The sequence below is a fragment of the Embleya sp. NPDC005575 genome, assembly GCF_040605455.1.
Taxonomy (GTDB): Bacteria; Actinomycetota; Actinomycetes; order Streptomycetales; family Streptomycetaceae; genus Embleya.
The window spans coordinates 12,705-36,473 of sequence record NZ_JBEXCV010000092.1 but is presented as its reverse complement, the minus strand read 5'-3'; the positions used below and the strand labels follow the sequence as shown (position 1 = coordinate 36,473).

The following is a 23,769-nucleotide window of genomic DNA, read 5'->3' as shown; positions in this document are numbered from 1 at the left end:
GGAGCCGGAATGCCGTCGGGTGATCGCCGCGCTCGACCTGGCCGAGCGTATGCGCGTCCCGCTGGAGTGGTTCGCGCTGTCGTCCGGCGCGCGGGGCACGAGCACGCTCGACCAGCCTCTCGTCGCGGCTCACGTCGTACTCGTCGTCGTCCGGCTCGGGCGCACGCTCGCGGCGGTCGATGATCGCGTCCAGGGCGGGCACCAACGGCTCGGCCGCCGCGCCCAGTTCGTCGAGCAGGCGGTAGACGAACGTTTTGTAGACGTCGGCCTCCACGAACTGCGGCAGCGCGGCGAGCAGGACCGGCAGGGCGGCCTCCCCGGCGTGCCGCCACAGGGGAGGCAGGACGGGCGCGTAGGTCCGGACCGGGTCTGCCGCCATCGACCACAGCTCGGCCGAATGGCGAGCACTCAGGCCGCCGTGATCCACGAGCCAGTCGAGCAGCACCACGGCCTGCCGGGGGCGCCGAGTCGCCGGCCCGAGCGCGTCGAGGCGGGCTTCCGCGAGCCGACGGTCGCCGGTGATCCGGATCAGCGCCAGGGTCGCGTGCGGTTCGAGCGCCTCGCGCGCTTCGACGATCAGGCGTTCGAGCAGCGGTACGGCGTCGCCCGCGGCCGGGCCGAACTCGCCCAGCAGTTGCGCGATCCGCCCGCGCGACCAGGTGTGCGCGCCGACGCTCGCCACGTCGGACAGCGCCGCGATCAACGCGGGCACCGCTGCCGAGGCGGCCGGCACGCCGGGCTTCAGCGCGGCCAGAGCGGCGGGCAGCAGGCATCCGCGCTCGCGAAGCGAACGTACGCAGGAGGCGGCGTCGTGCCCGGCCAGTCGGTCGAGTACGGCCCCGAGCAGTGGAGCCGGCGGGTCGTCGGCGAAGCCGGCCGCGGCCCGCGCCAACCCCGGATGCGTCGTGTTCGTGGCCGCCGTGGCCAGGATCGCGCGGACCGCCGGTAGTGCCCGGCGATCGCCCTCGCGAGCGAGGGCGGCGGTGGCCGGCCAACCCGTGTCCGGGTAGGCCGTCAGCTGCGCCAGACGGTCCGCCGCGCCCCGGGTGGCCCGGCTGGACCGGCTGATCGTGTCCACCGCGGCCGCTCGTACGTCCGGATCCTCGTGGTCGAGCGCGTGGACGAGAGCCGGCAACAATCGGGCGGGGCCGGCCCGCCACTTCCGGATCGCCTCACGGCCGAACCCGATGCCCACGCGGGCCGTCGCCGGGTCCTGGGAACGGATCAGCGGGTCGGCCCACAAATACCAGTCGGCTTCGGCGCGTCCGCCGCGCACCAACGCGGAGGCCAACAGCTCGGCCGCGCTCCACGGGGCGTGCGACCCCGGGCCCGACAGGCGCTCGGCCGAGGCCAGTGCGCCCCGGATCACCCGCTCCCACCCGTCTCGCCGCCCCGGCGCACACAGCGCGAGCGCCGCCAGGCTCGCGCGCAGCCGGACGGCCGGATCCGGGTGCTCGCGCAGCTGCTCCGCCAAGTCCAGGCGTGCCGCCTCCACGCCGCGAGCCCAGCGGCCCAGCGCGGCCTCCACGAGCGCCAGGCCGGCCACCGGATCGGCGGGCGGCTCGTGCGCCGCGCGCAGCGCCCGGTCGAGGTCGGCCCGTGCGAGCAGCCAGGCCGCCGCGCGGCGTACCCGTTCATCGGGGTCGGCCGACAGGTTCGCGGCGACGTCGGCGGCGGCCGGCCACCGCTTGCCGTCATGGCCCACGTTGGTCAGCAGCCTCAACACGCACAGCCGGACGGCCGGGTCCGGGTCGGCGGTTCGCGCGAACATCGCGCGAACATCGCGCGAGCCTCCGGGCCGTTCCGGTCGGCCGTGATCGCCTGGTACGCCGCGTCGCCGTAGCCGGCGAGGCGTGGATCGTTCGTCGTCGGGCTCGGCCGCGCGTCGGTCGCGTCGGTCGCGTCGGTCGCGTCGGTCGCGTCGGTCGCGTCGGTCGGCTCGGGTGCCGACGTCGGGGCGTTCACGCGCGCGGGCGGTCGCCGCCCTTTCGGTTCGTCGTTGTCATGTTCGTCATGGCGGAGATGGTGCTCGGTCGACCGTGCCCGCGCAACCGCTTTGCGGGCGTCGCAGCGGCTTGGGCGCGGACCGGAACCGGTCCGCGATCGATTCCGAATCGCTCCGAGATCCTTGACAGCAGGTGTCAGGGACTCCTTCGTACGTTGATGACATGAACTACGACAGCATCGTGATCACCGGCGCCCGGGAACACAACCTCCAGGATGTGTCACTGCGCATCCCCAAGAACCGGATCGTCGTGTTCACCGGCGTCTCCGGTTCGGGCAAGTCGTCGATCGTGTTCGACACCATCGCGGTCGAGTCGCAGCGGCAACTCGCCGAGACGTTCACGGCGTTCATCCGCAGTCGACTGCCCAAGCACGAGCGGCCCGAGGCGGACGCGATCGAGCACCTGTCGACGGCGATCATCGTCGACCAGCGCCCGGTCGGCGGCAACTCGCGGTCGACGGTGGGCACGATGACCGACATCCACCCGCTGCTGCGCGTGTTGTTCTCCCGGCACGGCACACCGTCGGCGGGACCCTCCAACCACTACTCGTTCAACGACCCGAACGGCATGTGCCCGACCTGCGAGGGCCTCGGGCGCACCGTGCGGCTGAACCTGGACGCGCTGATCGACCCGTCCCGATCGATCCGCGACGGCGCGATCCGACACCCGGGGTTCGCGGTCGGCGGCTGGCAGTGGCAGCTGTACGCGAACCACGACCTCTACCCCGACGATGTCCCGGTGTGTGAGTTCACCGACGAACAGCGGCGGCTGTTCCTCCACGGCACCGGTGCCAAGGTGGTGATCGTCAACAGCAACGGCCGGCACCACATCGACTACGAGGGGTTGCTCGACCGGTTCAACCGGCTCTACCTCAACCGCGACACCTCCGCGCTGGCCGAGAAGAGCCGCGAGACGCTTGCCCGGTTCGTCTCCGAAGGCGCCTGCCCGGACTGCGCGGGGGCCCGGTTGAACGTGGCGGCGCGCACGTCGTTGATCGAGGGATGCTCGCTGTCGGACTACACGGCGATGGAGATCGGCGATCTGGTCGAGGTGCTCACCGGATTGGCCGACCCGGTCGCGCGCCGGGTGGCCCGGCCCGCGGCGGTCGCGCTGGAGCGGATCGTCGCGATCGGGCTCGGCTACCTGCATCTGGATCGGCCCACCTCGACGGTGTCCGGCGGCGAGGGGCAGCGGCTGAAGATGGTGCGCTACCTCGGGTCGAGCCTGACCGGGATGACCTACATCTTCGACGAGCCGAGCGTGGGTCTGCACCCGCGTGACGTGGTTCGGCTCAACGATCTGCTCACCCGGCTGCGGGACAAGGGCAACACCGTGTTGGTGGTCGAACACGACCTGGATGTGATCGCGATCGCCGACCACGTCGTGGACGTCGGGCCCGGGGCGGGCATCCACGGCGGCACGATCACGTTCGAGGGCAGTTTCGCCGAACTGCGCACGGCGGACTCGCCGACCGGGCGCGCGCTGCGCCGGCTCACCGCGCTCAAGCCGAGCTTTCGCCGGCCCACCGGCGCGCTGCGGATTCGCGGCGCGGACCTGCACAACCTGCGGAACGTGGACGTGGACATCCCCACCGGCGTGCTCACCGTGGTCACCGGGGTGGCGGGCTCGGGCAAGAGCACGCTGATCTCGGACGTACTGGTCGCGGCGTACCCGGAGGCGGTGGTGGTCGACCAGTCGGGCGTGGGCATCTCCTCACGTTCGACGCCGGCGAGCTACGTCGGCGTGGCGGATCCGCTGCGCAGGCTGTTCGCGAAGGCCAACGGCGTGGACCCGGGGCTGTTCACATTCAACTCGCTGGGCGGCTGCCCGGAGTGCCAGGGGCGTGGGGTGGTCCGCACCGACATGGCCTTCATGGATCCGGTCACCACCCGCTGCGAGGCGTGCGAGGGGCGGCGGTTCCGCAACGAGGTGTTGGCGTACGCGCTGCGCGGCAAGTCGATCGTGGACGTGCTGGCGCTGACCGCGGAGGAGGCTGTGGGCTATTTCACCGAGGAGGCGCTGCGCACCCGGGCGCGGTCGCTGGTCTCGGTCGGCCTCGGCTATCTGACCCTGGGACAGCCGCTGAGTTCGCTTTCCGGCGGCGAGTTGCAGCGGCTCAAGCTCGCAAGCGAGCTACACAAGACGGGCAGCGTGTACATCCTCGACGAGCCGACCACGGGCCTGCACATGTCCGACGTGGACACCCTGATCCGGCTGCTGGACCGGCTCGTGGACGCGGGCAACACGGTCGTGGTGGTGGAACACAACCTGGACGTGGTCAAGCGCGCCGACCACGTACTCGACCTGGGTCCGGGCGGCGGCAAGCACGGCGGCATGGTCGTCTTCGAGGGCACACCGGCCGAATTGGTCAAGGCGGAGGACTCGGCGACCGCCGAATTCCTGCGGGCGGCATTGGCCTACGCGGAGCAGGCCCGGGCCCGCTGACCCGTGCGTCGGCCCGCCGCCCTGAGGTCGGTCCGGAGGCGATCGACAGGGTGGGGCCGGTTGATGCCATCGCTCGACGACGGCGTGGTGGCCGGTGTGGCGTGGCGTGGGGGTGGGGGTGGGGTGCGGGGCGTCGGTGCGGCGCGGTAGGGATGTCGGCATGGCACCTACGACGGTTGGTCCTTGGGATCAGTGGCTCTCCCCGGCGTTGTCGGGTCTGGTCACCGGCCTGGGGATGTGGAATTGGAATGCGTTGGCGGGCGTCGAGCGGGTCGGTGGGTATCTCGCCGGCACGTGGGACCCGCCGGCCGGAGAGGACGGGCCGGGGATCATCGGCGACGGGTCCTGGCCGCCGGTGATCGGCCGGATCGGCGCCATCGCGCTGCGCGCGGCGGCGCCGGCGACCAGGGTCGAACACCGTGAGGCACTGCTGGCGTTCCTGGAGAACTGGGCCGGCACACCGATGGCCGACCCCTCGGCCCGGTTGCGTATCGGCGCCGCTCGGGCCGATGCCAAGGCCGTACGCAACGAGCATGGGGCGACCATCGCCACGACCTGGCCGCAGGACGGCCGCTGCGCGGTCGTCCAGGTGCGCACCGGGGACGCGGACCCGCCCGAGTTCGGTGAGCCGACCGACTGGGTCGAGGTCGCCCGCGGTTGGGGCGACGCGGGGCAGTTGCGCCGGCTGATCGCGCTGGTGCGCGAGCGTGGGCCGATGCCCTGGGATCCTGCGGCGGTGCGACTGCTCGGTGCGGAAACGGGGGTGTCCCGGGCGGCGGCGGCGCTGCTGTCGACCGGCGATGCGGGTGGGGTCCGCACGGTGCCCCCACTCGATCCCGAGCAGCGCGCCGTACTCGGGCTGAGCACGGCCGAAGCCGACGCCGGCTACGACGAGTTGCGCCGCCTGACCGAGCTCGAACGGCTGGAGCTGTTCGCGCACGTCCTGCCCGAGGACCCGGCCGAGCTGTGGGAGCCGACCGGCCCGGGTGTGCTCACGGCCCGGATCGCCGCCGCGTGGCGGGCCCGCTTCGGACGCGCGCGGCAGGTACCGGAAGAGACCCTCTCCGTGCTCGCCGAGCACCGTCGGCTCACCCTGCACACCCCGGCCGCGCACGTCTGTGCCGCCTTCATGGCCCCCGAGACGCATCCCCTGACCGCTCGGGATCACGATCCGTGGTTGGCGGAGGGGCTCGGCGGGACCTACTGCACCAGCGAGGAGCAAGGCGTGCGCTGGTTCCAGGATTTCCTGTTGGCGCTCGCCGTCGCGCTGCCAATCGTCTACGCCGAATTGCCCGCCGGGGACCCGGTACGTGCCGGGCTGCCCGCCACGGTGGCCGCGCTGCGCGCTCGACTCGATCATCCGGGTCTGCTGTTGAACGGTGGGTACACCGCGCGTTATCACGAGTCGGCCGATGAGTTGCGCGCCCTGTTCGGCGAGCGGCCCCATGTCGGCCCAATCCCGCTCACGACGGCGAGCTTCGACGACGGTCTGAGTATCGCCACCATCGCCGAGCCCAGCGAGAAATATCCGCACCCCTTCGTCCGCATGTACTTCCGGCCCGCGCGCTACGGCGTCGACGAGCGTTCCGCGCTGCTGCGGCAGGTCGCCTCCGGTAACGCGGACGTCCGTGACACCGTCGACATGCTGCGCGGCGACTGGTGCGCACGCGTCGTGGAGCGGGTGGCGGGCGACGCGCTGCCGGCCGGCGGGTACGAGGGCAATCCGGCACTCAGCGCGCCGGAGACCGTCGCGCGGGTCGAGAAGGCCCTCGGGGTGGAGGCGGACGCGGCCGCGCTGTACCTGCAACTGCTCGCGATCGAGCGGCCGAGCGATCGGCGGATCCGGCTGTGGAACGGCTGGAACGCCACTCGGCACCGGGAGGCCGCGGCGGCGCTGGTGGCGGCCGGTGTGGTGGTCGCGGACAAGCGGGCGCGCGCCGGTCGCGGGATCTTCCTGCCCGGAGACTGGGCCAAGGCCCGCAAGCCGCTGTGGCCGATCGAGGTGTGGAAGGCGAACCTGCTGGGCGTACGGCGGATCGGCGACCAGGTCTGGGCGGAACAGATCTGGCGGCTGACCCTGCCCGAACTGTTCGCCCACGCCTGGGATCTGGTCGAGCGCGGGGAGGGGCCCGGCTGATCGCGAGTGCGTGGACGCGCGGTCCGGCCGCTCGCGGTCCCGCGAGCGGCCGGACCCGTCCCGGGTGCTACCGGCCGAGCCCGCGATAGCGCCGCACCGACAGTGGCGCGAAGATCGCGATCAGCACGAGCGGCCAGCCGGAGGCCATCAGGATCAAGTGGTCGGCGACCCACGAGTCGCCGGCCCAGCCGGGGTTCCCGAACAATTCGCGGCCGGCGCCCGCGCTCGCGGACAGCGGGTTCCATTCGGCGATCACGCCGAGCCAATCCGGCATCGTGTCGGGCGAGACGAACACGTTGGACAAAAAAGCCCAGCGGCCAGACCAGGATCTGCAGGATCGCGACCGATTCGGGCCTCTTGGCCCGCAGGGCCAGGTAGATACCCAGCCACAACACCGCCAGTCGCAGCAGCAGCAACATGGCGACGGCGAGCGCCGCCCGCGCGGGCCCCTCGTGCCACTTCCAACCCACTGCGAGCCCGCAGCAGATCAGCACCAGCAGCAGGTGTCCGGCAAGGCTTGGCGCAGTGCGGTACTCATGCCGCCACCTCCGTCGCATCGCCCGTGCCCGGCTCCGCCCGCGCGGTCGACCGGTTTTGAGTTGCTCCGTAGCATGTACGGTACGCCATACGGAGTTGCTTGACAAGCGTGCCCGCGATCGCGCTCGCGGCGCTTGTCGATCAACTCCGGATGGCGTACCGTACGTGATACGGAGTTTCTGGGAGAAGGTACGCACGTGGCACGAGAGAAGAGTGGGCGCGCGAATCCCGCGCGCACCCTCGCGTTGTTGTGGCGCACCGGCGAGGAGCCCACCCGCGGCCCCAAGCAGGGGCTCACCGTGGATCGGATCGTGCACGCGGCGATCGAGATCGCCGATGCCGACGGGCTCGGCGCGCTGTCCATGCGCGCCGTCGCCGAGCGGCTCGGGGTCGGCACCATGTCGCTGTACACCTACGTGCCGGGCAAGGCCGAACTGCTGCACGTCATGTTCGACACCGTCCTGGGCGAGAACGAGTTGCCCGACGCGGCCGGACTCGGCTGGCGCACCGCGCTGGAGCGGCACGCGCACGCCGACCACGCGCTCGCCCAGCGGCATCCGTGGGTGGTGCAACTGTGGGGCCCCGGCCTGCTGCTCATGGGCCCGCGAATCACCGCCCGGGCCGAGTCGACGCTGCGCACCGTCGCCCACCTCGGGCTGACCGAGACCGAGATGGCACACGTCGTCGGGCTCGTCGACGCGTACGTTCGAGGCGTCACCCAGGTCGCCGTCGACGTCAACCGGGACGCGGTGAGCAGCGGCGTGGGCTACGAGGACTGGTGGGCGGAGAGCACGCCTTACCTGGAACGGCTCATCCAGCCCGCCCACTTCCCCACCCTCACCCGGGTCTGGGCCGCCGGCACCTACGAGGAGGCCCCCGACGCGGGTTTCGAGTTCGGGCTGCGCCTGGTCCTGGACGGCATCGAGGCCCTGATCCGCTCGCGGCGGCCCGCAGAACCGATCGCCGCGGCAGAGCCCCCCGCAACGCAGGAGTAGTGAACATCGGTACCACGCACGTCCCGACCGAACTGATCCGACACGCCGCCACCTTCGCGCCGGCCGACCCGCCCCGCGCCGGCACCGTCGCCTTCTGGCCGCACCCGACCGGCACCGACACCATCACCGTGCTCGACGCCGACGGCACCGAGCACACCCATCCCGCCGTCCTGGTGCCGGTCGCCGACGCGGTCCGGCTGCTCTCCCGGGCCCGCCGGTCCGCCGACGCCCACCCGGCCGCCGCGTTCTGGGGCGCGGCCACCGTGCTCGCGCTGCAACTGGTCGCCCGCGGCCGGATGTTGCCCGGGCTCTCCCCCGGCGACCACGACGCCTGGCGGGCCGGACCGCTGGACGCCGCCGACGTGGAGCGGGTGCGCGCGCTCGCCGACGCGATGCCGGGCCAGGCCCGGGCCATGCCGACCCCGGGCGGCGCACTGCTCCCGGAGGCGGCGCCGCTGATCCGTGCCTTCCTGGACGCGGTCGCCGACACCATGCCGCGCACCGCCGCAGCAGCTCGCATCGCCCCCGCGCCCCGCGCCGGCAGTACCACCGCGTTCGCCGGCACCGATGCGCAGCGGCTGCCCGAGTTGCGCTCGTGGTCGGATCGGGTCGCCGCCGGGATCGACACCGGCGTACGAATCTCGCTGCGGCTGGAGACGCACGACGTCGAACACGCGCCGTTCCGGGCGATCGTCCAGGTGCACTCGCTCGACGATCCGACCGCGGTGATCGACGCGGACACCCTGTGGACCGGCACCGACCCGCGATTCGGCGAACGAGCCCGGCCGGCCGTGTTGCTCGCGCTGCGCCGGGCCGCTCGGGTGTGGCCCGCGCTGGAGCCGCTGCTGAACGCCGGCGTGCCGGACCGGGTGGTGGTCGGCGACGACGACCTCGGCGCGCTGCTCGGCGCCGCCACCGCGCGGCTGGCCGCGGCGGGGGTCGAGGTGCACTGGCCGCGCGACCTGGTGCGCGATCTCACCGCCAAGGCCGTGGTCGGCGCGCACGACCGGGCGCCCGGCGACCTGCGCGCCTTCCTCGGCGGCGACACCCCGCTCGGCTTCGACTGGCAACTCGCGCTGGGCGACCACCCGTTGACCGCCGCCGAGATGGACGCGCTGGCCGAATCGCACCGGCCCGCGGTGCGACTGCGCGACCGGTGGGTGCTGGTCGACCCGGCCCTGATCGCCAAGGCCCGCAACCGCTCGATCAAGCCGCTCACCCCGATCGAGGCGCTGACCGCGGCCCTGACCGGCGGCATCGAGGTGGCGGGCGAGCGGATCGAGGTGGGCACCTCGGCCTGGCTGGACGAACTGCGCGAGCGGCTCGCCGATCCGGATGGAGGTCGCGAGCCGATCGCCGCGCCGGACGCACTGGCCGCGACCCTGCGCGACTACCAACTGCGCGGCCTGCGCTGGCTGGACCGGATGACCTCGCTGGGCCTGGGCGGGTGCCTGGCCGACGACATGGGCCTGGGCAAGACCGTCACGCTGATCGCGCTGCACCTGCACCGTCGGGCCGCGTCGCTCGACGCCGCCGACCCGGCCGGCCCGGCACCCACCCTGGTGGTGTGTCCGGCGTCGCTGCTGGGCAACTGGGAGCGGGAGATCGAGCGCTTCGCACCGGGCACCCCGGTACGCCGCTTCCACGGCGGTGCGCGCACCCTCGACGACCTCGCCGAGGGCTTCGTGCTCACCACCTACGGCACGATGCGCCTGGACCGCGCCCGGCTGGCCGACGTGCCGTGGGGTCTGGTGGTCGCGGACGAGGCGCAGCACGTCAAGAACCACACCTCGGGCACCGCCAAGGCCCTGCGCACGATTCCCGCGCAGGCCAGGATCGCGCTCACGGGCACGCCGGTGGAGAACCGGTTGTCCGAGCTGTGGGCGATCCTCGACTGGACCACTCCCGGCCTGCTCGGCGGCCTCGCCGCGTTCCGCCGCCGCTGGGTCAAGCCGGTCGAGGCCGATCGGGACGGCCCCACGGCGGAGCGACTGGGGCGGCTGATCGCGCCGTTTTTGCTCCGCCGACGCAAGTCCGACCCCGGCATCGCGCCGGAACTGCCCGCCAAGACCGAGACCGACCAGCCCGTGTCGCTCACCCGCGAGCAGGCCGGCCTGTACGAGGCGGCGGTGCGCGAGGCGATGGCCGAGCTGCGGGACAGCAAGGGCATGGCCCGGCGCGGGCACATCGTCGGCCTGCTCACCGGACTCAAGCAGATCTGCAACCACCCGGCGCAATACCTCAAGGAGAGCGAGCCCCGCCTCGACGGTCGCTCCGGCAAGCTCGAATTGCTCGACGAGCTGCTCGACACGATCCTCGCCGAGGACGGCTCGGTCCTGGTCTTCACCCAGTACGTCACCATGGCCCGGCTGCTCGCGAGGCACCTCGACGCCCGCGGCATCGGCAACCAACTCCTGCACGGCGGCACCGCACCGGCCCGCCGCGACGCGCTGGTCGCCCGTTTCCAGGACGGCGCGGTACCGGTGTTCCTGCTCTCGCTCAAGGCCGCCGGCACCGGGCTCAACCTCACCCGTGCCGACCATGTCGTGCACTACGACCGCTGGTGGAACCCGGCCGTCGAAGAACAGGCCACCGATCGCGCGTATCGGATCGGACAGACCCGGCCGGTCCAGGTGCACCGGTTCATCGCCGAGGGCACCATCGAGGACCGGATCGCCGGGATGTTGCGCGACAAACGCGCGCTGGCCGACTCGGTGCTCACCGGCGGCGAGGCCGCGCTGACCGAACTCTCCGACACCGAACTCGCGAACCTGGTCGAGCTGAGGAGCGCCCGATGACCGCGGAATCGGCCCGCGCCTTCCCCGCGTTCGCCCCACACGCATCGCGCGGCGCCAGGGGGCGGACCTGGTGGGGCCGCGCCTGGACCGATGCCCTGGAGGACGCCGCGCTCTCCGGCGAGCCGCTGCGCAAGGGCCGCGCGTACGCCGGCTCCGGCCGGGTCGGCCCGATCACCGTCGGCCCGGGCCGCATCGCCGCGGCCGTGTACGACGCGGACGGGTCGCAGTACGAGACGGTGGTGCGCATCGAACGGCTCACCGCTGCGCAGTGGGATCGGTTCCTGGACCAGGTGGCCGCCAAGTCCGGGCACCTGGCCGCGCTTTTGGACCGGGACATGCCGCAGGACCTGGTGACGGCGGCCGAGGACGCGGACGTGCGGCTGCTGCCGGGCATCGGCGACCTGGATCCGGATTGCGACTGCCCGGACTGGGAGTTGCCCTGCCGACATGCCGCCGCGCTGTGCTATCAGGCGGCCTGGCTGCTGGACGCGGACCCGTTCGTGCTGTTGCTGCTGCGCGGGCTGGACGAGCGGGCGTTCCTGGACGGCCTGCGCGAGCGGGACCCGAGCAGCCGGGCGCCCGGGTCGCCGGCCGACCTACCCGGGGCCGGGGTCGCCGCCCGGGAGGCGTACCGCCCGGTGGACCCGTTGCCCGCCGACCCGCCGCCGGTGCCGGACGCCGTCCCGCCGCCGGACTTCACGCCTTTGCCCGGGACCCCGGCGGGTACGCTGGAGTCGCTCGTCGTCGAGGCCGCGCGCCGCGCCCGCGAGCTGCTCGACGAATCGGCGCGCCGCCCGGAGCGGTCGGAAAACCCGATGAACACGGCCGGCGGCCCGCCCTAGGATGAACGGCCCGGAGTCGCCGAGCAGACAGAGACGAAACGAACCATGCACACGCCGACGGGCCTCTCGCGTCAGGTCCTGATCTTCGACGCCGACGACACGTTGTGGGAGAACAACGTCCTGTTCGAACGGGTCATCGACGACTGGCTCGACTGGCTCGACCACCCGACGCTGAACCGGACCGAGATCCGCGCGATCCTGAACGACATCGAGGCCGCGAACGCGATCACGCACGGTTACGGCAGCAAGATGTTCCTGCGCAGTCTGAGCGAGGCGCTGGAGCAGTTGCACGCGCGGCCGGCCACCGAGGCGGAGCTGCGGCACATCGAGCAGCTCGCGGTCGCGCTCGTGGAGAACCGGGTGGAACTGGTGCCCGGCGTCGTCGAGACGCTCACCACGCTCGGCGCGCGCCACGACCTGATGCTGCTCACCAAGGGCGACACCGAGGAGCAGCAGCGCAAGATCGACGCGTCCGCGCTGGCGCACCACTTCCGCAGCGTGCACATCGTGCCGGAGAAGGGCGTCGACGCCTACCTGGATCTCACCCGCGCGCACGGGCTGGTGCCGGAGACGACCTGGGTGATCGGCAACTCTCCCAAGTCGGACATCCTCCCCGCGCGCGGCGCGGGGCTGGGTGCGGTGTTCATCCCGAACGCGCACACCTGGGTCCTGGAGCAGAGCGAATTGGACCCGCGCGACGAGCGGGTGCTGACGCTGACCGCGTTCCCCGAGCTGCTGGAGCACTTCTGATGGCGACGAACCGGCCGACCGGCCCGTCCGTGTCCTGCGTCTTCGTCTGCCACGACGGGGCCGGGCGAGTGTTGTTGGCCCGCCGGTCGGCGGCGGCCCGGGACGAGGCCGGCACGTGGGACACCGGTGCGGGTGCGTTGGAGTGGGGCGAGACGTTCGAGCGCGCGGTGGCCCGCGAGGTGCGCGAGGAGTACTCGACCGAGGCGTTGTCGATCGAGACGATCGGGGTACGCAACGTGCTGCGCGGGGACCCGGTCGAATCGCACTGGGTCGCGGTGGTCTTCGCGGTCGAGGTCGATCCGGAACGGGTCGCCATCGGCGAGCCGCACAAGTTCGACGCACTGGAATGGTTCGCACCCGACGCCCTGCCGATCCCGCTGCACTCGCAGTGTGCGGCGGGCCTCGCGCTGTTCCTGGACCGGCTCGACCGAATCCGGTAGCCGGGTCCGGCGCACCGGTCGCGCCGCCGCGACTCCGTCGAGGCGCTTACCGACGAACTCGCCGCCGGGCCGTGGGAATCCATCGGCGCCGCCGAGGCGGCCCGGTTGGCCGACCTGATCCTGCCCGCCGTGATGGACACGATCGGCACCGGCCTGCTGCCGATGCAGTCCACGCTCGGAATCGGCATGACCTACCCGCACCGGGACTGATTACGGAGCCCACGGACCAACTGTGCCGTCGACGGCCGGCGCGGCGGTCAAGCGGTGCCGCGACGGCCGGCGACGGCACCGGGAGGCATCGTCAGCGCGGGCCCTTTCCCGCGGCGCCCGGCGCGGACCCGGGCTTGGTCGGTGGCCTCGTACCCGGCTTGTTCCGAATCGGGCGGCCGGCGGGTCGGCCCGCCCGCCCGGCCGGAGGCTGCGCGGCGCCGGCGGCGGGCTCGGGTGCGTCGGAGTCGATCCGTCCGGCTCGCGCGGCATGCGCCTCCCGGAGACCGTGTTCGATCGCGCGTAGCGTCGCCCCCAGCCGGGCCGGCTGTGCGCAGGCGCCGCCGTGCGGCAGGTCGGTGCAGCCGACCAGGCGTCCCGAGCCCGCGAACGGGCGCAGTTCCACCTGCCGGGTGCCGCCCGGCTCGAACCGGATCGAGGTACCCGCCGCGATGTTCGGCCGCATGCCGACGGTCGCCGCCCGGTCGAATGCGAGCATCGGGTCGACCTCGAAGAAGTGGAAGTGCGAACCGACCCGGATCTCCCGGCCACCGGTGTTGTGCACCGGGACGGTCAGCGTCCGACGATCCGCCGCCGACTCGGCCGGGTGATCGCGGTAGAGGTATCGCTGCGGTTGGGCCATGACCATGGGCTCGGATCTCCTAGGCGACGGGAAACGCGGACGTGGGCACGAACTCGCGGCCGCGGGTCGGGACCGGCCGCCGGCTGCGGTCCGGGATCGGGCCGTCCGGGTGGGCGGGCAGCGGAGCGTTCGCACCGATCACCGCGAGGCCGTCGTCGCCGTGCACCCGCAGGCGCTCGACGGCCGAACCGACCCGAGCCGCCAACACGCCGGCCGCCACCGGCCTCGACAACAGCGGTGCCACGCCGGGCACGGCCGGCAGCACGAAGGACGCGGGCAGCACGACGGTGCGGGCCGCACCCAGCAGCCGGCAACGCTCCAGGGCTCGGCCCGGATCCGGGTCGCCGCCGATCAGCGCGACCTCGACGATCCGAGGCGGGCCGTGCTGCCACACCAGGCGCGCGATCCGGTACAACTCGGCGTCCTCGTGCGCATCTCCCGCCGGTGCCGCCACCAGCAGCGCGGCCCGTGCCGGCACCCGCGCGGCCGCCGCGCACAGCCATCCGGTGAGCTGCTCCGTACCGGCGAACGGCCGGCTCAGCAGCACCCGGGCCCGCTCCCCCGCCGGCAGCGCGAGCAACGTCCGCGCGGCGTCCGCGACCAGTCCCGTGTCCCGGCCCAGCGTGATCGGGACCACGCACACCCGATCCGCACCCGCCCGCAACACCGCGGACACCGCCCGGCGCAGTTGCCGGCCGCACGCCGCCGAGGTCACCTCGGGCCCGAACACCCCGGGCAGCGCCGCGCCGTTCGCGCTCTCGTGTCCGCCGACCGCCACCACCGCCACCCGCTCCGCCACGACTCGGCCGCCGATCGGGCCGACGCCGAACAACGGCCCGGTGCCGGCCCGGCCCGACGCCGTGCAGTCGTCGATCCGGCGAGGTTCCGCATTCATCGTGGATTCCTTTCTGCGGCGGGTACGACCGAGGGTCTGCGGCGGGTACGACCGAGCGCCCCACGTCGGCCCGGGCGTGCGACGCGCCCCGAGCGGTCGGGCGGGTCGGGCCGACCCGCGTGCGGACGCGCCGAGTCGAAGACCTCGGACACGCCTGCTCCGCGGACCCGTGACGGGCGCGCGAGCCCCGGCAGGACCCTCGGTCGACGGTTGTCTCGTCCCGGTTATCCACCGAAGCGACCCGGCAACCTCACGCATCCGAGTGAAATACGACGATCCGGCGGCACCTTCGGCCTCCCGGCGTCGCGCCCGGATCGGGTAGACAGGCGTCATGAAGCTCCTCGTCCCGGCCCTCGCGGTCGTCCTCGCCGTGGCCGCCCTCGCGTGGTTCCTGAGCCGCCGCCGACCGCACATCGTGCCGCCGCCGGTGCCGTCCGGCCGCTCGGCCCGCCCGGCTCCCGGTCAGATCTGGTGGGCCTCGGTGCCCTTCGACGAGGGCGACGAGGCCAAGGACCGCCCATGTCTGGTAGTCCGGGTGGGTCCGAGCGGCGCCGAGGTGCTCAAGATCACCAGCCGGGACCAGAGCACCCGCGACCGCTATGTGCGACTGCCCACCAAGACCTGGGATCCCGGCGCGGACCACCGCAGTTGGCTGGAGACCCGACCGCTGCGCACGATCGGCCACGACGCCTTCCGCCGCCCCGCCGGCGTGTGCGACCGACGCGTGTGGTCGCGGATCAGTCGCGCCCACCGGGGGCGCTGACCGGCACCGCACCCACCGGCAGGCCGGCTCTCAGCTCTGCGGATCGGCCCCGTCGGCGAGTTCGTCGACGACCAGGTCCCCGGTCGGCAGTTGCGGCAGCCGATAGACCGCGTGCCCCACCAGGTGGGTCGCCACCGGGACCGTGGTCAGTTGGAAGAACGCCACCATCACCAGCATCCCGATGTCGATCCCGCTGCGCAGCCGCAGCCCCAGGCCGAGCGTGACCAGCAACAGGCCCAGGACCTGCGGCTTGGCCACGGTGTGCATCCGCGAGAGCGTGTCCGGAAAGCGCAGCAGCCCCACGCCCGCCACGAACGCGAGCGCGCAGCCCACGAGCAGGCACACCGCGGACGCGCCGTCGGCGAACTCGCCGGCCCGCACGTCAGTCGCCCTCGCGCGCCGAGAAGCGCACGATCGACACCGAACCCAGGAAGCCGACCAGGGCGAGGGCGAGCAGCACCGGGACGGTCGTGGTGTGTCGGTTCAAGGTGGCCTCCGCCGCGACTGCGGCCAACATCACCGCGAGCAGCATGTCCACCGCGACCGCCCGGTCCAGGGTCGAGGGCCCACGCACGAGCCGGATCAGGGCGAGCACCGCGGCCGCGCCGAGCAGCACGATCACGGCGCCGCCGACGAGCGGATTCATGGACCACCTCCGGGAGTTCCGGTCGAAACGGCACGATCCTCGCGGGAGCCGAACGCGGCGACCACGCGAGCCTCCAGACGCACCACTGCCCGCCGAGCCGCCTCCACCGAGGCAGGCGTATCGGCGCCCAGGGCGTGGATGAACAACTTGGTGGGCCGACCCCGACGAATCTCGATCACGATGCTGCCGGGAATCACGTTCAGCGCGAGCACGGTCAGCGTGAGCAGCACATCGGAACGAGTGGCCGTCTCGACACCCACGACCGAACTGCGCGGCAACCGCCCCGGCCACAGCGCCTGCCAGGCGACCCGCAGCGAGGACCCCGCCAGATCGAGCACGAACCGGACCACGAACCGGACCAGTCCCCACGGCCGGAACCTCAACCGGTCGTGCGCCGGCGACAGCGGCAGCAGCACCGGCAACAGCACCGCGACCACGAGCCCGGTGAGCACATTGGCGACGGTCAGGGTGCCCCACAGCGCGACCCACACCGCGGTCAGCCACCCCACCAGCAGCGGCGAGATCCGTCCGATCCGAGTCCGGATCCGGCCGGCGCTCACCGATCCGTTCCCCGGACGAACCCGCCGGGCAGCGGCACGGCCTCGATATAGGCGAACCGACCCACCAATTCGGTACCCACGCGATCGGTCAGCGCGACGAGCGGGCCGGCCAGCACGGTGAACGCCAAGCTCACCGCGACCAGGGCACAGGTCGCCGTCGTCATCGCGCGCGGCAGCACACTGCTGGTGGCCACGACGTCGCGCCCGCTCAGGCTCGCGGCGAAGGAGTACGCGGTCGCCCCCGACGTGTCCGGCGAGCCGCCGAACACCTGCCCCCATACCCGGGCCATCGCATACAGCGTCAACAGGCTGGTCCCCACCGCCGCGCCGATCAGCACGTAGGACGCCGACGAGCCGATCTCCGCGCCCGCCCGCAACAGCAGCCATTTGCCCAGGAATCCGGACAGCGGCGGGATCCCGCCCAGGTTCATCGCGGGCACGAAGAACAACACCGCGAGCGCCGGCGACATCCGCGCCAGCCCGCCCAATCGGCCCAGGTCGGTACTTCCGCCGCGCCGCTCGATCAGCCCGACGACCAGGAACAGCGAGGTCTGCACGGTGATGTGGTGGACCGCGTAGAACACCGTGCCGGACAGGGCCGCCGCGCTCGCGAGGGCGATCCCGAAGACCATGTAGCCGATGTGGCTGACCAGCGTGAAGGACAACAGCCGATTCAGGTCGCTCTGCACGATCGCGCCCAGGATGGCGACGATCATCGTCGCCGCCGCCACCACGAGCAGCAATCCGCGCAGCCGTCCGTCCGGGAACAGCAGCGTCTGTATCCGGATGATCGCATACACACCGACCTTGGTGAGCAGTCCGGCGAACACCGCGGTCACCGGTGCCGGTGCGGTCGGGTACGAGTCGGGCAACCACGCGGACAGCGGGAACACCGCCGCCTTGACCCCGAATCCGATCAGCAGCATCGATTCCAGGACCAGTTGCACGCCGGGATCCACCTCGGGCAGCCGCACCGCGAGTTGGGCCAGATTGACCGTGCCGGTCGCCGCGTAAACCATCGCGATCGCGGACAGGAACACCGCCGAGGACAGCAGGCCGACCACCACGTAGCCGGCGCCCGCGCGTACCCGGGCGGCGGTGCCGCCGACGGTCAGCAGCACGTAGCTGGCCGCGAGCAGTACCTCGAAGCCCACGTACAGGTTGAACAGGTCGCCCGCCAGGAACGCGTTCGCCACTCCCGCGACCAGGATCAGATAGGTGGGGTGGAACACCGACAGCGGCGTGGCCTCGTCCTCGTCCGCGCGGCCCTGGCCGATCGCATAGACCAGCACGCCCAGGGTGACCGCACAGGAGACCACCAGCATCAGCGCCGACAACCGATCCGCCACGAGCACGATCCCGGTCGGTGCCGGCCACCCCGCCATGCGGGCCACCACCGGGCCGTCCCGATCGGCCGCCACCAGGAGTGCGATCGCCACGCCGAGCACGGCGGTCAGCACACCGACGCTGATCAGCCGCTGACCCCGCGGCAGTCGGCCGCCGATGGCCGGTTTGAGCCCGGCGCCGAACAGCGGCAGCAGGACCGGGAGCGACACCAGGTGGTTCATCGATCGGGCCCGTTCCGACCCCGCTCGGGATCGACGGGGTCGCCGACGCCGCGCGGAAACTCGGTGTCGGGCACGGCGTCCACCACGCTGTCCGCCCGGGCGACGGCTGCCCGTTCGGCCCGCGCCTGCCGGTTCAACCTGCGCCGCGCGCGCCGGAATCGAGCCCGCAGCTCGGCCTGTTGGATGCGGTGCTCGGACTTGATCCCGCGCAGCCGCAGCCGCAGTTCCGCACGTCGCTCGTGCGCGATCCGGCGCGCCTGCGGCTGACCGCCGTGCCCACGTCGGTTTACCCCCAGTCGCCGGCACTCGGCGGCGAAGTTCGCCCGGGCCTGCGCCCCCAGACGCCGCACCACCGCCCGGCGCTCCGCGGTCTGCCTGCGCAACTCGCGGCGTAGTCGGCGGTGTTCGGTGCGCAGGCTGCCGCGCTCGGCGCGGCGCACCACCCGCAGGTCCTCGGTGTCGTCCTGGATCTCGTCGGATCCGGTCAGTTCCCAGTGCCGATGCACCATCGCCAGCACGAACGCGGTCACCGCGAGGGTGATCACGATCGCGGTCAACACCATCGCCTGCGGCAGCGGGTCGTTCATCGCGGACGGCAGCGTCACCCCGAGCACGGGTGCGCCGCCCGCCCGACCGCCACCGGCGAGCACGATCAGGTTGGCGCCGTTGCCGATCAGCACCACGCCGAGCAATACCCGGGTCAGGCTGCGTTCGAGCACCAGGTACACCCCGACGCCCACGAGCACGGCCGCGGTCAGTACCAGGATCAGGGTTGGGCTCTTCATACGATCACCGTCCGTTCGGCGTCCCGGTCCCTGGTCTGTTCGATGCGTCGGTCCAACTCCGCGCCGAGCGCGCTCAGCACGTCCTGCACGAGGCCGACCACGAGCAGGTAGACACCGATGTCGAAGAACACCGAAGACGCGATGTGCACGTCGCCGAAGAGCGGCAGCGTGCCGTCGAACACCGTGCTGCGCAGCGCCGACCCGCCCACGATCAGGCCGACCAGGCCGACGCCCGAACCGATCACCAGGCCGGTGCCCAGCAGCAGCCCGGCGGGCAGCGGCGCGGCCTCGGCCAGTTCGTACCGCCCGCCGGCGAGATAGCGCACCAGCAGCGCGAGTCCGGCGGTGATGCCACCCGCGAAGCCGCCGCCCGGCGTGGAGTGGCCGCTGAAGAGGAAGTACAGCGACAACACCAGCACGGTCGGGAACGTGACGCGCGCGACCACTTCGAAGAGCACCGTGCGCCGCTCGGGGACGAGCGTTTCGGCGGCTGCCGGCCAGGGGTCGTGCTCCGACACGGGGGTGGGCCCGCCGGGGGTGCAGACGCCGCTTTCGGCGGGGCCGGATGCCTTGGCGGTGTCGGTGTTGCTTCCGGTGCCGCTTCCCGTATCGCCGGCCGGCGCCGGCTGGTCCGGGGCGCGGTCGCCGAGTCGGGGCAGTCCGCGGTCGCGGCGGACGAAGATCAGGCTGGTCACGCCGATCGCGGCAACCGCCAGGACGGCGATCTCGCCCATCGTGTCCCACGCGCGGATGTCCACCAGCAGGACGCTCACGATCTCCTTGCCGCCCGCCTCCTCGGCCGCGGCGGCGAATGCCTGGGACACCGGCGGCCGGGTCCGCGCGGCGAACGCGCAGACGGCGACGCCCGCGAGCACCGCGCCGGTGAGTACGCCCAGGGTGATGTGCACGACCCGGCGACCGGGCCGGGTGGTGTCGGCGAACCGGCGCGGCAGTCGGCGTAGCACCAGCAGGAACACCACCACGCTCACCGTCTCGACCAGGCCCTGGGTGAGCGCGAGATCGGGAGCGCCCTGGAGCACGAACAGCGTCGCGCAGCCGTAGCCGGTGACGCCGACCAGGAGCACCGCGAGCAGCCTGCCGCGGGTGCCGGCGGCGATCAGCGCGGTGCCGATGACGAGCAGGGCGACCACCGTCTGGGCGGCCGAATCCGACCAGCGCGGCGCGTGCGGGAAGGGCAGCGGGAGGTTGCCCAGGGCGGTCGCGGCGGTGATCGCGATCAGGCTGAGCAGGATCGCCGCGACGTAGACCGGCGTCGAGCCGCGCTGGGTGGTGCCGGTCAGTTGCAATGCGCCCTGGTCCACGCCGCGCACGAGCGCGTCGTACAGGCGCGAGGGTTCGATCCGCGCGGTGGCCAGTTGCAGGCGCAGCACCGGCTCGCGGGCCAGGAACAGCACGATGCCCACGCAGATCGCGGCGGCGGACAGGTTCGGCACGATGCCCGGGCCGTGCCACAGGGCCAGGTGGTAGTCGCTCCCGGTGGACGGGAACAGGTCGGCGTACGAGGAGATCCAGTGGTCCAGCGATCCCGCGGCGAGGCCGAGGGCGAGGCAGCCGGCGCCGAGCAGGACGGCGGGGCCGACCAGCAGTGCGCTCAGTGGCTCGCATCGGGTGGCGGGCACGGCGGATTTGCGGGCGAAGGCACCCCAGACGAAGCGCAGGCTGTACGCGGCGGTCAGCGCGGACCCGGCCAACAGCACGCCGAGCACGATGGTGTCGGTGCGGCCCCGATGCAGGAACGCCTCGTACACCGCCTCCTTGGCGACGAATCCGACCATCGGCGGCAGTCCCGCCATGGACATCGCGGCCACCACCGCGACCAGGCACGTGATCGGCAGGGTCCGGGCCAGGCCGGAGAGCCGGCGCAGGTCCCGGGTGCCGGCCGCGTGGTCGATGATGCCGACCACCAGGAACAGCGTGGCCTTGAACAGGGCGTGGGCGACCAGCATCGCGATGCCGGCGAGCGCCGCGATCCGGTTGCCCGCGCCGGTGACCACGGTCAGCAGGCCGAGTTGGCTGACCGTGCCGTAGGCGAGCATCCGCTTGAGGTCGTCCTCGCGCAGCGCCCGCCAGCCGGCCAGGAGCAGCGTGGCACTGCCGGCGATCAGCACGATCGGCCGCCACGGCGCGAGTTCGGCGAAGCCGGGGGCCTGCCGGGCGACCAGGTACACGCCGGCCTTGACCATCGCGGCGGCGTGCAGGTAGGCGCTGACCGGGGTGGGCGCCGCCATCGCCGCGGGCAGCCAGGAACCGAACGGCACGATCGCCGATTTGGCCAGCGCGCCGACCAGGATCAGCACGATCGCGGTGGTCACGACGGTGCCGCCGGGCGGGGCGGCGAGGATCTCGGAGAGCCGGTAGGTGCCCGCCGTCTCGCCGAGCAGGATCAGCCCGACCAGCATTCCCAGGCCGCCGAAGGTGGTCATGGTCAGCGCCTGTATCGCGGCTCGGCGCGAGCCGCGGTGTTCGCCGCGGTGGCCGATCAGCAGGTAGGAGAAGACCGTGGTCAGCTCCCAGAACACGTACAGCAGGATCAGGTCTTCGGTGGTGACCAGTCCGATCATCGCCCCGGCGAACGCGACCAGGACACCGGCGAACGCGCCCAGTCCGGGCTCGTCGGCGGCGAAGTAGCGTGCGCAGTAGACCAGGACCAGGATCCCCACGCCGGCCGCGAGGAACACCATCAGCAGGGCGAGCGCGTCGCAGCGAAAGGCCAGGGAGACGCCGTACTGGGGGATCCACTCACGCGATTCGACCACGGGCCGGCCGTCGAACACCGAGGCGGCCCGGGTCAGCGCCCACCCCGTGGTCGCCACCGGGAGCGCGGCGAGCACGAGGAAGGCGTTTCGCCCGAGGCGTCGGACCAGCCACGGGGCGATCGCCGCGACCACGAAGTACGAGGTCACCGAGAAGATCATGACGTCAAGGTATTCGGCAATTCGCCCGAATTATCTCCAATCGGGCAAATGTCTCGCGTTTTTCCACCGCTCCGACGATCACCGCGTCACGGAGCGCGGCATACGGAAGGCGGCGCGATCCCGGCCCGGGGTCGGGCGCGCTCGCTCAGTCCCTCAATCCCTCAGTCGAGAACCGAGCGGACCGCCTCGGGAGTGCGGGCAACCACCGCACTACCGTCGTCGGCGGTGATGATCGGCCGTTGGATCAGGATCGCATGCTCCGCCAACGCGGCGATCCAGCGGCCCCGTTCGGCCGCCTCCCGGGCCCAGGTCTTCATGCCCAGTTCGCCCGCGATCGCCTCTCCGGTACGCGCGATGTCCCACGGCTCCAGCCCCAGACGGGCCAACACGCCTTCCAGTTCGGCCGCCGTCGGCGGCTCCTCCAGATAGCGCCGCACGGTGTACTCGGCCCCTTCCGCATCCAGCAGGGACAGCGCCGACCGACACTTCGAGCACGCGGGATTGATCCAGATCTCCATGACCCCCGACCGTACCCCCACCCGGCCCCGGTCCCCCCACGCCCCATCAGCCACGCCAAGGCGCCATTCGGCGGCGACTGTCACGCGGTCACCACGGGTACGCCGTCCGGGCGGCCGGCGAGCAGGGCCGCGATGTGGTCCGCGCAGCGCAGGGCCGCTGTGGCCATCGCGCTCCTGGTCATCCCGGCGACGTGTGGGGTGAGCAGGGCGTTCGGCACGCCGAAGAGCGGCGAGGCGAAAGCGGCGTGTTCATGCTCGAAGGTGTCGACGGCGGCGGCGGTGAGCGGGTGTGCCGGGTCGCGCAGTGCGTCGGCCAGCGCCTGTTCGTCGACGATCCCACCTCGGGCGGTGTTCAGCAGGATCGACCCCGGACGCATCAGCGCCAGCTCCGCGCCACCGATCAGTCCTCGGGTCCGCGATGTGAGCGGCAGGTGTAGGGAGATGACGTCACTGGTCGTCAGCAGTGCGGTGAGGGAATGGGCCAGGGGCACCGATACCTCAGCCGGGCGCCGCGAGAGGCCCCGAACCTCCATGCCCAGGGCGGTCGCCCGCTCGGCCACTGCCAGACCGATCCGACCCAGCCCGACGATGCCCAGGGTCAGCTCCGACAGTTCCACCGTCGGTGCGGCCGGTGTACACCAGTTGCCCCGGTGCGCGGCCTCGTTGTGCGCCGGGAGGTCTCGGGTCAGGGCGAGGAGCTGGGCCAGGGTGAACTCGGCGACCGCGTTCGCGTTGGAACCCGGAGTATGGGTGACAGCCACGCCGTGACGGGCTGCGGCTGCCAGCTCGACGTGATCGGTGCCCGCCCCGGCCCGGCCGATCACGCGGAGCCGGTTGGTCTGCGCGGCGTCGGTCGCCGCCGCGAGGAACGCGGCGCGCAGCGGCACGCCGGCACGGGATTTGATCGCGTGGTAACCGAGTCCGTCCCGGACGATCTCGGCGAGCAGCGCGGACTCGTCGAAGGCGTCGAAGTCGGTGAAGTCCACCCGCCCGGCCCAGGCAGCCCGCACCCCGGCTTGATCGGCCACCCGCCGAAGGTTCAAGGTGACGGCCGACCCGTGGCCGAGCAGACGCTCCAGTTCCCGATCAAGCAAATCACCGGGAGCCGCGTCCAACAGCAGAATTCGGTCCCGTTCCATGTGATCCCCCTTGCCCTGCCCGGACCCTACCGTGGTCCGGGATCCGGTCACCGAAACCCCGTGCCCAGCCCGATCCCGCAGCTCCCGGCGGAGCCTCGAAGTCCACGACCCGGCCCACTCGACCGATCGACCTTCGCGGCTCGAACCCACCGACAACCC

At 72.5% G+C, this 23,769-nt stretch carries 20 protein-coding genes and 1 pseudogene; 8 read left to right on the top strand and 13 right to left on the bottom strand.

Annotated features, from left to right (window positions below; all coding sequences use genetic code 11):
- Together ABZS54_RS27025 and ABZS54_RS27020 are read right to left on the bottom strand one after the other, a co-directional pair.
- A partial coding sequence (locus tag ABZS54_RS27025) for a hypothetical protein (protein WP_355541297.1) occupies positions 1-1,771 on the bottom strand: 1,771 nt, incomplete at its 3' end.
- Positions 1,720-1,965, bottom strand: coding sequence for a hypothetical protein (locus ABZS54_RS27020; RefSeq protein WP_355541294.1), 246 nt, complete (start codon positions 1,963-1,965; stop codon positions 1,720-1,722). The genes ABZS54_RS27025 and ABZS54_RS27020, both read right to left, overlap by 52 nt.
- 203 nt (positions 1,966-2,168) lie before the next feature.
- Between ABZS54_RS27020 and ABZS54_RS27015 the strand changes: the two genes are divergently transcribed.
- Together ABZS54_RS27015 and ABZS54_RS27010 are read left to right on the top strand one after the other, a co-directional pair.
- Positions 2,169-4,451 (top strand): excinuclease ABC subunit UvrA, encoded by a 2,283-nt coding sequence (locus ABZS54_RS27015; RefSeq protein WP_355541291.1) that lies wholly within the window; start codon positions 2,169-2,171, stop codon positions 4,449-4,451.
- Between the two features lie 160 nt (positions 4,452-4,611).
- Entirely contained in the window at positions 4,612-6,588 is a 1,977-nt protein-coding gene (locus tag ABZS54_RS27010) for a hypothetical protein (protein ID WP_355541288.1), read from the top strand.
- 67 nt (positions 6,589-6,655) lie between these two features.
- Here the strand turns inward: ABZS54_RS27010 and ABZS54_RS27005 are convergent.
- Positions 6,656-7,067 (bottom strand): annotated as a pseudogene (locus ABZS54_RS27005) (ABC transporter permease); the annotation flags it as partial.
- A gap of 255 nt (positions 7,068-7,322) precedes the next feature.
- Between ABZS54_RS27005 and ABZS54_RS27000 the strand changes: the two are divergent.
- Genes ABZS54_RS27000 through ABZS54_RS26980 form a run of 5 tightly spaced genes read left to right on the top strand, consistent with a single transcriptional unit; the run spans position 7,323 to position 12,950 of the window.
- Positions 7,323-8,120: a TetR/AcrR family transcriptional regulator gene (locus tag ABZS54_RS27000; RefSeq protein ID WP_355541285.1), complete on the top strand. Its 798-nt coding sequence runs from the start codon at positions 7,323-7,325 to the stop codon at positions 8,118-8,120.
- Positions 8,120-10,918, top strand: coding sequence for a DEAD/DEAH box helicase (locus tag ABZS54_RS26995; protein WP_355541282.1), 2,799 nt, complete (start codon positions 8,120-8,122; stop codon positions 10,916-10,918). Before ABZS54_RS27000 ends, ABZS54_RS26995 begins: the two co-directional genes overlap by 1 nt.
- Positions 10,915-11,760 carry an SWIM zinc finger family protein gene (locus ABZS54_RS26990; RefSeq protein ID WP_355541279.1) on the top strand — a complete coding sequence of 282 codons (846 nt, stop codon included), beginning with the start codon at positions 10,915-10,917 and terminating at the stop codon, positions 11,758-11,760. Before ABZS54_RS26995 ends, ABZS54_RS26990 begins: the two co-directional genes overlap by 4 nt.
- Positions 11,761-11,805: 45 nt before the next feature.
- A complete protein-coding gene (locus ABZS54_RS26985; protein WP_355541276.1) occupies positions 11,806-12,510 on the top strand; it encodes an HAD family hydrolase in 705 nt (234 codons plus the stop codon).
- Positions 12,510-12,950 carry an NUDIX domain-containing protein gene (locus tag ABZS54_RS26980; protein ID WP_355541273.1) on the top strand — a complete coding sequence of 147 codons (441 nt, stop codon included), beginning with the start codon at positions 12,510-12,512 and terminating at the stop codon, positions 12,948-12,950. The genes ABZS54_RS26985 and ABZS54_RS26980 overlap by 1 nt, the downstream gene beginning before the upstream one ends.
- Before the next feature lie 301 nt (positions 12,951-13,251).
- Here the strand turns inward: ABZS54_RS26980 and ABZS54_RS26975 are convergent, their stop codons facing one another.
- The gene (locus ABZS54_RS26975) at positions 13,252-13,806 is read right to left on the bottom strand and encodes an urease subunit beta (protein WP_355541270.1); all 555 of its coding nucleotides are present in this window, start codon (positions 13,804-13,806) and stop codon (positions 13,252-13,254) included.
- A 13-nt stretch (positions 13,807-13,819) separates the two neighbouring features.
- A complete protein-coding gene (locus ABZS54_RS26970) occupies positions 13,820-14,695 on the bottom strand; it encodes a cobalamin biosynthesis protein CbiX (RefSeq protein ID WP_355541267.1) in 876 nt (291 codons plus the stop codon).
- A gap of 331 nt (positions 14,696-15,026) precedes the next feature.
- On the opposite strand from ABZS54_RS26970, the gene ABZS54_RS26965 reads away from it, so the two are divergent.
- Complete coding sequence (locus ABZS54_RS26965; RefSeq protein WP_355541264.1) at positions 15,027-15,458, top strand: type II toxin-antitoxin system PemK/MazF family toxin; 432 nt, start codon at positions 15,027-15,029, stop codon at positions 15,456-15,458.
- A 30-nt stretch (positions 15,459-15,488) separates the two neighbouring features.
- Here ABZS54_RS26965 and mnhG read toward each other — a convergent pair whose 3' ends face one another.
- From mnhG to ABZS54_RS26925, 8 genes are all read right to left on the bottom strand, one after another.
- Positions 15,489-15,839 (bottom strand): monovalent cation/H(+) antiporter subunit G, encoded by a 351-nt coding sequence (gene mnhG, locus ABZS54_RS26960; RefSeq protein WP_355541261.1) that lies wholly within the window; start codon positions 15,837-15,839, stop codon positions 15,489-15,491.
- A 1-nt stretch (position 15,840) separates the two neighbouring features.
- The gene (locus tag ABZS54_RS26955) at positions 15,841-16,104 is read right to left on the bottom strand and encodes a monovalent cation/H+ antiporter complex subunit F (protein WP_355541258.1); all 264 of its coding nucleotides are present in this window, start codon (positions 16,102-16,104) and stop codon (positions 15,841-15,843) included.
- A complete protein-coding gene (locus ABZS54_RS26950) occupies positions 16,101-16,664 on the bottom strand; it encodes a Na+/H+ antiporter subunit E (RefSeq protein WP_355541255.1) in 564 nt (187 codons plus the stop codon). The genes ABZS54_RS26955 and ABZS54_RS26950 overlap by 4 nt, the downstream gene beginning before the upstream one ends.
- Positions 16,661-18,232: a Na+/H+ antiporter subunit D gene (locus ABZS54_RS26945; RefSeq protein ID WP_355541252.1), complete on the bottom strand. Its 1,572-nt coding sequence runs from the start codon at positions 18,230-18,232 to the stop codon at positions 16,661-16,663. The genes ABZS54_RS26950 and ABZS54_RS26945 overlap by 4 nt, the downstream gene beginning before the upstream one ends.
- Complete coding sequence (locus ABZS54_RS26940) at positions 18,229-19,017, bottom strand: Na(+)/H(+) antiporter subunit C (protein WP_355541249.1); 789 nt, start codon at positions 19,015-19,017, stop codon at positions 18,229-18,231. Before ABZS54_RS26940 ends, ABZS54_RS26945 begins: the two co-directional genes overlap by 4 nt.
- A complete protein-coding gene (locus tag ABZS54_RS26935) occupies positions 19,014-21,953 on the bottom strand; it encodes a Na+/H+ antiporter subunit A (protein ID WP_355541246.1) in 2,940 nt (979 codons plus the stop codon). The genes ABZS54_RS26940 and ABZS54_RS26935 overlap by 4 nt, the downstream gene beginning before the upstream one ends.
- Before the next feature lie 161 nt (positions 21,954-22,114).
- Positions 22,115-22,471, bottom strand: a complete 357-nt coding sequence (locus tag ABZS54_RS26930) for an arsenate reductase family protein (protein WP_355541243.1) — start codon at positions 22,469-22,471, stop codon at positions 22,115-22,117.
- 80 nt (positions 22,472-22,551) lie between these two features.
- The gene (locus ABZS54_RS26925; RefSeq protein ID WP_355541240.1) at positions 22,552-23,610 is read right to left on the bottom strand and encodes an NAD(P)-dependent oxidoreductase; all 1,059 of its coding nucleotides are present in this window, start codon (positions 23,608-23,610) and stop codon (positions 22,552-22,554) included.
- Positions 23,611-23,769: the final 159 nt, after the last annotated feature.